This is a genomic window from Paraburkholderia ginsengisoli NBRC 100965, from assembly GCF_000739735.1.
GTDB classification, from domain to species: Bacteria; Pseudomonadota; Gammaproteobacteria; order Burkholderiales; family Burkholderiaceae; genus Paraburkholderia; species Paraburkholderia ginsengisoli.
Map to the genome: position 1 here is coordinate 78336 of NZ_BBJF01000025.1, position 7265 is coordinate 85600.

The 7265-nt window shown below is 65.4% G+C and carries 6 protein-coding genes and 2 pseudogenes; all 8 read left to right on the forward strand.

The features are described 5' to 3' along the window. The first annotated feature begins 128 nt into the window (after positions 1–128). The 8 genes and pseudogenes from BGI01S_RS30415 to BGI01S_RS27385 all read left to right on the forward strand — a co-directional run bounded on the left by BGI01S_RS30415 (position 129) and on the right by BGI01S_RS27385 (position 7194). Positions 129–446 carry a hypothetical protein gene (locus tag BGI01S_RS30415; RefSeq protein WP_157004272.1) on the forward strand — a complete coding sequence of 106 codons (318 nt, stop codon included), beginning with the start codon at positions 129–131 and terminating at the stop codon, positions 444–446. After that, a complete protein-coding gene (gene phnS, locus BGI01S_RS27355) occupies positions 443–1534 on the forward strand; it encodes a 2-aminoethylphosphonate ABC transporter substrate-binding protein (RefSeq protein ID WP_042329499.1) in 1092 nt (363 codons plus the stop codon). The genes BGI01S_RS30415 and phnS overlap by 4 nt, the downstream gene beginning before the upstream one ends. Before the next feature lie 112 nt (positions 1535–1646). After that, entirely contained in the window at positions 1647–2747 is a 1101-nt protein-coding gene (gene phnT, locus BGI01S_RS27360; RefSeq protein WP_042329501.1) for a 2-aminoethylphosphonate ABC transport system ATP-binding subunit PhnT, read from the forward strand. After that, entirely contained in the window at positions 2725–3675 is a 951-nt protein-coding gene (phnU, locus tag BGI01S_RS27365; RefSeq protein WP_042329502.1) for a 2-aminoethylphosphonate ABC transporter permease subunit, read from the forward strand. The genes phnT and phnU overlap by 23 nt, the downstream gene beginning before the upstream one ends. Then, positions 3665–4528 (forward strand): 2-aminoethylphosphonate ABC transport system, membrane component PhnV, encoded by an 864-nt coding sequence (gene phnV / locus BGI01S_RS27370; protein WP_042329504.1) that lies wholly within the window; start codon positions 3665–3667, stop codon positions 4526–4528. The genes phnU and phnV overlap by 11 nt, the downstream gene beginning before the upstream one ends. Positions 4529–4607: 79 nt before the next feature. Beyond that, positions 4608–5393 (forward strand): annotated as a pseudogene (locus BGI01S_RS27375) (phosphonate utilization associated transcriptional regulator). A 72-nt stretch (positions 5394–5465) separates the two neighbouring features. Beyond that, positions 5466–6381, forward strand: a pseudogene (gene phnA / locus BGI01S_RS27380) (phosphonoacetate hydrolase); the annotation flags it as partial. Between the two features lie 246 nt (positions 6382–6627). Next, positions 6628–7194, forward strand: a complete 567-nt coding sequence (locus tag BGI01S_RS27385; RefSeq protein WP_042329506.1) for a phosphonate degradation HD-domain oxygenase — start codon at positions 6628–6630, stop codon at positions 7192–7194. The last annotated feature ends 71 nt before the right edge of the window (positions 7195–7265 follow it).

Consider the following 7265-nt stretch of genomic DNA (forward strand, 5'->3'; position numbering starts at 1 on the left):
ACGCTCGAACGGATCGCGCCGTTTTCCCAGGGCCGACCACACGTCCGCGCTTCGCGAATGCGCGTCGTTCAGACGAGGGCGGCGAACCGGATGCAAGCGGGATGCAAGCGGAATGCAAACGGAACGCGTTGGATATTATTGGCGAATTGTGTCGTTTTTTGGAATTCACCAGAATAGTCATGGCGCTGTCACTGAAACCTGTGATCCTTGCCGTGCCCGTTCAGGCATGGCAGGCAGCGCGAGCGTCGTCGGTGGGCTGTGGGTCAGGCTGGAGAAGAAGCGGCAAAGTTGTCGGCAATCTGCAATCCGCGTATTTCGCGGATCTCGACACGACGACTGGCCGCGGGCAACACGCAAGCGGTACGGCGCACGCCGCCGTTCAATCACAACAGGTATCGGGATATCCCGACCGTCTGGTTTTTTGCCTTTCGGAGAAAGCGACATGACAAAGACGAATTCCCTTCACACCACCGCTCGCTTCGCACGCAAGCTGCTGCCGGCGCTGGTCGCCGCGGCGACGTTCGGCGGCGCGGCGATGCAGGCTCACGCAGCCGGCGCGGTGGTGCTGTACACCGCCGACGGCCTGGAAAATCTCTACAAGGACGTGCTGCCGGCGTTCGAAAAGAAGGAAGGCGTGAGGGTCAACATCGTCACGGCGGGCAGCGGTGAAGTGGTGAATCGCGCGACCATCGAAAAGGATCAGCCGAAGGCCGACGTGATCGTCACGCTGCCGCCGTTCATCCAGCAGGCCGATCAGGCCGGCTTGCTACAGGCTTACCAGAGCGCCAACTACAAGAACGTGCCGACGATCGCCAAGGCGTCGAACGGTGCGTGGGCGACCTTCGTGAACAACTATTTTTCGTTCGCGATCAATCCGGAAGTCACGAAGAACCAGCCGAAGACCTTCGCCGATCTGCTGCACCCGGACTACAGCGGCAAGGTCGCTTACTCGAACCCGGCCACGGCGGGCGACGGCATGGCGGTGATCATCCTGACCTCGTCGCTGATGGGTGAAGACAAGGCGTTCGAGTATCTGAAGAAGCTCGAGCAGAGCGCGAAGTTCCACACCAAGGGCACGGGCTATCTCGACGTGCTGCTCTCGCGCAACGAAATCGCCGTCGCCAACGGCGACCTGCAGATGGATCTCGACGACGCGGCCAACGGCGGCCTGTCGCTCAAGCCCGTGTTTCTCGCCGCCGCGCCCGGCGGCCAGCCGACCACCTTCCAGTTGCCGTACGCGATCGGCCTGATCAAGAATGGTCCGAACCAGGACGAAGGCAAGAAGCTGATCGACTATCTGATGTCGACGGAAGTGCAGGCGAAGGTGCCGGACATCTTCGGCATTCCGGGCCGCACCGACGTGCCGCTCGCCGGCAAGAACGGCGAAACGGTCAAGCAGGCCATCTCGGGCGTGAAGCTGATTCCGGTGGACTGGAATCAGGTGATGGCGAAGAAGGCGGACTGGACCGCGCGTTGGAAGAACGACGTGATCGGTTCGTCGGGCAAGCAGATCGAAGTGGTCAAGCCGAAGTAAGGCGCGGCACGCGTCATTCGGTTATCGAATGACGCACAGAATCAGGCGGCGCCTTGCAGCAGGAAAACGCGAGGCGCCGCATCAGCATCAATCTTGTTGGAGGATCAACCCGGTGAATACGGCCAGTCTTGCTCACCCCGGCGCACTCGACGCCTCGCCCGACGCGCTCGACGCCGCGCGTTCGGACACGGCGGGCGGCGTGCAGATCGATCATCTGACGGTGCGCTTCGGTTCGCGCACGGTGCTCGACGATCTGTCGTTGACCATCCAGCGCGGCGAACTGCTCACCGTGCTCGGCCGCAGCGGTTGCGGCAAGACGACGTTGCTGCGGTTCATCGCCGGGTTCATCGAAGCGGACGGCCTCGTCGGTACGCTGACCGTCGCCGGTCACGATCTCACGCACGTGCCGCCGCATAAGCGCAATCTCGGCCTGCTGTTTCAGAGCTATGCGCTGTTCCCGCATCTGTCGGTGTTCGAGAACGTGGCGTTCGGATTGCGCGCGCGCCGCACGCCGGCGCGCGACATCGCACGACGCGTCGCCGACGCGTTGAAGCTCGTGCAACTCGGCGACGCCGGTCACGTAATGCCGGCGCAATTGTCGGGCGGCATGCAGCAACGGGTGGCGCTCGCACGCGCACTCGTGATCGAGCCCGACGTGCTGCTGCTCGACGAACCGTTGTCTGCACTCGACGCCAATCTGCGCGCGTCGGTGCGTTCCGAACTGAAGTCGCTGCACGAGCGCCTGCCGAATCTGACGATCGTCTGCGTGACGCACGATCAGGACGACGCGCTGGTGCTGTCCGACCGCACGCTGCTGATGCGCGACGGCCGCATCGCGCAACTCGGCACGCCGCAGCAGTTGTACGACACGCCCGCCGACGGCTTCGTCGCGCGTTATCTGGGTGCGGCCAATCTGCTGCCGCCGCAGATCGCGTTCAGCATGGACGACGCGCGTTACAACGAGCGCGAGCGGGTCGCGTGTTTGCGTCCCGAGGCGCTGCGGATCGTGCCGCTCGGCGAAGGGCATCTGCATGGCGCGATCGCGTCGGTCGAATGGTACGGCGCGGTGTTGTCGGTCTCGGTCGTGCTCGACGCGCTCCCCAACGAGCCGGTGCTCGTCACCATGCAGCGCGCCCACGGCATGATGCCGGAGAAGGGCGCGCGTGTTTCCCTGCGTTATGAGGCTGACGATGTCGTCCTTATCAACCCCTGATACGTCCGCGGCGCTCGGTGCGGCCAACGCCGCTGCCGACGCGCGCCGCAGCGCCAGCGCCGCCGCGCACACGGCCGCGGTGAAGCGGCGCGAACGCGCGGCGCAATGGCATCTGCTGTTTCTCGCGGTGGTGGTGCTCGGACCGCTGGTCGTCTATCCGCTCGTGCGTCTCGTAATGCTGAGCCTGACCGGCGCGCACGGCCCGAGCGTGCACGCGTATGCGAGCTTCTTCGGCAATCCCGAAACGCGCGGCGTGATCGGCACGACGCTGTGGATCCTGTTCGCCAGCGCGGGTCTCGCATCGCTGCTCGGCGTGGCGCTCGCGTCGATCCTGTTCTTCAAACCGTTCCCCGGCGCGCGGCTGATCACACGCTTTCTCGAACTGTTCGTCGCGTTCCCGTCGTTTCTGGTCGCGTTCACGTTGATCTTTCTGTACGGCTCGCAGGGCTCGGTCAGCATCGGCCTGCAGCGGCTCTTCAATCTGCAGGCGCCGCCGCTGGACTTCCTGTTCGGCGTCGGCGGCGTGATTCTCGCGGAAGTGGTGTTCTACGCGCCGTTCGTCGTGCGGCCGACGCTCGCGTCGTTCGCGCTGCTCGACCGGCGTCTGATCGAAGCCGCCCGCAGTCTCGGCGCGAGCGGCACGATGGTCGCGTTCAAGGTGATTCTGCCGCTTGCGTGGCCGGGTATCGCGGCGGGCACGATCCTCTGTTTCCTGTTGACGCTCAACGAGTTCGGCATTCTGCTCGTGCTCGGCAGCGCGCATCTGATTACGCTGCCGGTGGCGATCTACAGCGCCGCCACGGTCGACCTCGACCTGCCGACCGCCGCCGCCGGCGCGGTCGTGATGCTGATGATGTCGTTGTCGCTGTACGCGTTGTATCGCCAGGTCAACCGTCGCAAGGTGAAAGGAGCGGGCCATGGCCGTTGAACTCGACCCGACCGTGTTGCCGGTCATGCACAAGAAGGCGCGGCCGGTGCGCCACAGTCTGCCGGTGCGCATGCTCGGCGGCCTGTTTCTCGGATTCGCCGCGCTGCTGTGCTTCTGGCTGTTCGTGCTGCCGGTGCTGGTGGTCGCGCTTTCCAGCGTGGCCGCGCATTGGTCCGGCACGATCCTGCCCGACGGCTTCAGCATGCGCTGGTTCGAGCGGCTCGGATCGAGCGACTTCGATGCGCTCACCACCAGTCTCGAAGTCGGCATGGGTGTCGCGGTGCTCGGCACGATCCTCGGGTTGTGGCTCGCGCTGGCGCTCGAAGGACGCGACCGGCGTGGCCTCGGCGCGATCGTCGACACCATCGCGATGATGCCCAACGGCGTGCCGAGCGTGGTGCTCGGGCTCGCGGTGCTGATCGCGTATCACAAGCGGCCGGTGGATCTGTCGAGCTCGGCGGCGATCGTCGTGTTCGTTCAGCTCGCGCTGGTGCTGCCGTTCTGCTACCGCTGTGCAGCCGCGGCGTTGCGCCCGGAACTGACGGTGCTGCGCGAAGCGGCGGCGAGCCTCGGTGCGCCGCCGTCGATGGTGTTGCGCCGGGTGGTGCTGCCGCAGCTGGTGCCCGCGATCCGCGCCAGTCTCGCGCTCGGCTTCGCGCTGTCGCTCGGCGAACTCGGTGCGACGCTCACCGTGTATCCGCCGGGTTTCGCGACGGTGCCGATCGTCGTGGTCGGGCAGGTGGAGCGCGGTTATTACCTGCCAGCCTCCGCGCTGTCGCTGATTCTGCTGCTGGTCTCGCTGGCCGCGCTGGTGTTGATCGCCGCGCGCGTCCCTCGCCGCCGGGCGGACTGACGAACTTTTTCCGATGTTGGTGTTGGCGTGCGGCGGCCGCATGCCGTTGCTATCGATCGATATGGCAAAAGTTGTCGAAATGACCGAGTATATGCACACCGACTCCGCCGCGCCGATCGAGGTTGTGCGCCAGCATTCACTGACCGCGCTGGTGCGCGACGAGATCGAGCGGCACATTGTCGAAGGGCGGCTCGCGCCGGGCGACAAGCTCAACGAGGCCGATTGGGCGACGCGGCTGCAGGTGTCGCGTGGACCGGTGCGCGAAGCGTTTCGCGCGCTGGAGCAGGCCGGCCTCGTGCGCACCGAGAAGAACCGCGGCGTGTTCGTGCGCACGGTGTCGCCGGTCGAAGCCGACGAAATCCATGCGGTGCGTGCGGTACTCGAAGAAGCGGCGTGCCGGATGCTGGCGCCTCGCATCGACGCTCGCCAGCTCGCGGTGTTGCGCGACTGGCTCGACGCGATGCGCGCCGCTGCCGACGCGCACGATCACGATGCGTATGCGCGCGCCGATGTCGCGTTTCATGACGCGCTAGTGGCGGCGTCGGGCAACCTGAAGCTGTATGAGACGTATCGGCGGCTCGTGAGCGAGCTAAGTCTGTGCCGGCGCGCGGCGCGGGTGATGGATGCCGATGCGACGGAGCGCTCGCTGGCCGAGTATCGCGCCATTCTGACGGCGCTCGCGTCGCGCGATGCCGGACATGCCGCGACGCTGATGCTCGCGCATGTGAACGGCGGTTTGTAACGCACGCATGCGTGCTTGCAAGGTGGCGCGGAAGATGTCGCGGGAAATGCCACCGGCGACGCGACGGCGTCGGCCGCCGGCCTCCGCGGGAGGTTGCCGGCAACGCCGCTTCTGCACGATTGAGCGACGAGCGATTGAACGCACCCGCAACGCGTTGACGACTGCACGCGTGCCGGGCACGCAGGGAAGACAACGATGGCGAACTCAGCCGAACCCACGATCGAAGTCAACGGCCGCCGCTACCGGCTGCCTGCGCAACCGACCGTCGTGGTGTGCGTCGACGGCTGCGAGTTCGCCTATCTCGACGCGGCGGTCGCGGCCGGCGTCGCGCCGTTCATCGGCAAGCTGCTGGACGGCGGCGCCGCGTTCAGGGGTGATTGCGTGATGCCGTCGTTCACCAACCCGAACAACGTGTCGATCGTCTGCGGCGTGCCGCCATCGGTGCACGGTATCTGCGGCAACCACTTCTGGGACCCGCACGCGAACGACGGCGCGGGCGCCGAAGTCATGATGAACGATCCGGCTTATCTGCGCGCCGGCACGTTGCTCGCGGCCGCCGCCGACGCGGGCGCTACGGTCGGCGCGGTCACCGCGAAGGACAAGCTGCGCCGCCTGCTCGGCTGGCAACTGGAGGGCGTCTGTTTCTCGGCGGAAAAGGCGGGCGAGGCGTCGCGCGAAGAGAACGGCATCGACGACGTGCTTGCTCTGGTCGGCTTGCCGCTGCCCGACGTGTACAGCGCGGCGCTGTCCGAATTCGTGTTCGCGGCCGGCGTGCGGCTCGCGCAGACGCGCATGCTCGACCTGATGTATCTGTCGACCACCGACTATATCCAGCACAAATGGGCGCCGGGCACCGACGGCGCGAACGCGTTTTTCGCGACGATGGACGGCTACCTGGCGCAGCTCGACGCGCTCGGGTGGGTGATTGGCCTGACCGCTGATCACGGGCATGAACGCCAAGCACGATCCACAGACGGGCGAGCCGAACGTGATCTATCTGCAGGACGTGCTGGACGACTGGCTCGGCGCGAAAGAGGCGCGCGTGATCTTGCCGATCACCGATCCGTACGTCGTGCATCACGGCGCGCTCGGTTCGTTCGCGACGCCGTTCGCATCGGCAATGGCAGGCCGTTCGCGTTGTTGGGCATGTGGACGAACCGGCAGGACGCAATTGCACGCTTCGTCAACCAATTGCAGGTGGGCGCACGGTCAACGTGCGGGAAGTGCTTGACTGCTGGGTCGAACCGACGCCGTCCAGCGTGATCGAGGACTTTGACCTGGCCACAGGAAAGGCATTGAGGAAGCGATGAAGAGCTTCTCCAATCTGAAGACGTTTTGATTTTGAGGGAGTAAGAGCGTGGCATTGAGTTTGAACGACATCCGCTCGCTGTTCGAGCAATATGGGGCGCTGGCTTATAGCGGCGAGCCGGTGACGCAACTCGAGCATGCGTTGCAAAGCGGCGCGCTGGCCGAAGAGGCGGGGGCCGCCGACGAACTGGTCGCCGCCGCATTTCTGCACGACCTTGGGCATTTGCTGAATCTGCAGGGCGATACGCCGACCGAGCGGGGTATCGACGATCTGCATCAGTACTTCGCGCTGCCGTTCTTGCGGCCGGTGTTGCCGGACGCGGTGTTGGAGCCGATCCGTTTGCACGTCGACGCAAAGCGCTGCCTGTGCGCGATCGACGAGACGTATTTCGGCCAGCTATCCGCCGATTCTGTGCGCAGTCTGGAACTGCAGGGCGGCATTTTCAGCAAGGAGGAGGCCGAGGCGTTTCTGCGCAAACCCTATGCGGAAGATGCTTTGCGTCTGCGTAAATGGGATGACCGCGCGAAAGAACAGAATCGCGCGACGCCGGACCTCGATCACTATCTGGGCTTGGTCGAGCGGGTGATGCGTAAGCATGCGGATGCGCGTGCCTGAGTCAGCGGTGTTTTGGTTGCGCGCGGTTGGTCGCGAGCCCGGCCGTCTTCTGTTCCGGCGCGTACAAGCAC

Bases quoted from the DNA above. Each gene is read 5' to 3' on its own strand.
- phnS (WP_042329499.1), top strand. From the start codon at position 443: ATGACAAAGACGAATTCCCTTCACACCACCGCTCGCTTCGCACGCAAG.
- phnU (WP_042329502.1), top strand. From the start codon at position 2,725: ATGTCGTCCTTATCAACCCCTGATACGTCCGCGGCGCTCGGTGCGGCC.
- phnV (WP_042329504.1), top strand. From the start codon at position 3,665: ATGGCCGTTGAACTCGACCCGACCGTGTTGCCGGTCATGCACAAGAAG.